The organism is Vibrio sp. 1402 (assembly GCF_033340275.1).
Map to the genome: position 1 here is coordinate 1 of NZ_JAWOWE010000605.1, position 544 is coordinate 544.

General features: G+C 49.3%; 1 protein-coding gene. It reads left to right on the top strand.

Annotation, left to right across the window (positions count from 1 at the left end):
- The coding region (locus R7044_RS27490) for a molybdopterin-dependent oxidoreductase (RefSeq protein ID WP_225456262.1) at positions 1–544 on the top strand (544 nt) is incomplete at both ends.

Below are 544 nucleotides of genomic sequence, written 5' to 3' on the forward strand. Positions count from 1 at the left end.
ATGGTTGGTTGCAGCCAGCAAGTTGGGACGAAGCGATTCAGCTAGTGGCTTCGAAGCTTTCGACCATCAAGCAAGATTTTGGTAACAACGCACTGGCCGGATTCTCTTCAGCGAAAACCACTAACGAAGATAACTACGCGTTTCAAAAATTCATCCGTCGTGAACTTGGTACTAACAACGTTGATCACTGCGCACGTTTGTGTCATGCATCAAGTGTGACAGGGCTTGAAGCATCGTTGGGGAGTGGTGCGATGACCAACGACATTCCGAGCATTAAGCATTCCGATGTGATCTTTATTATCGGTTCTGACACCACATCTGCGCACCCGATCATCGCTTCGCACATCAAACAGGCGATTCGTCATCACGGGGCGCGCTTGATTGTGGCAGACCCGAAACGAGTGGACATGGCTGAACATGCAGAGCTGTACTTAGCGCATCGTCCGGGTACGGATGTTATGTTGCTCAATGGCGTGATGCAGCAAATCATCAAAAATGGTTGGTACGATCAAGAATACATCGAAGAGCGCGTAGACGGCTTTGA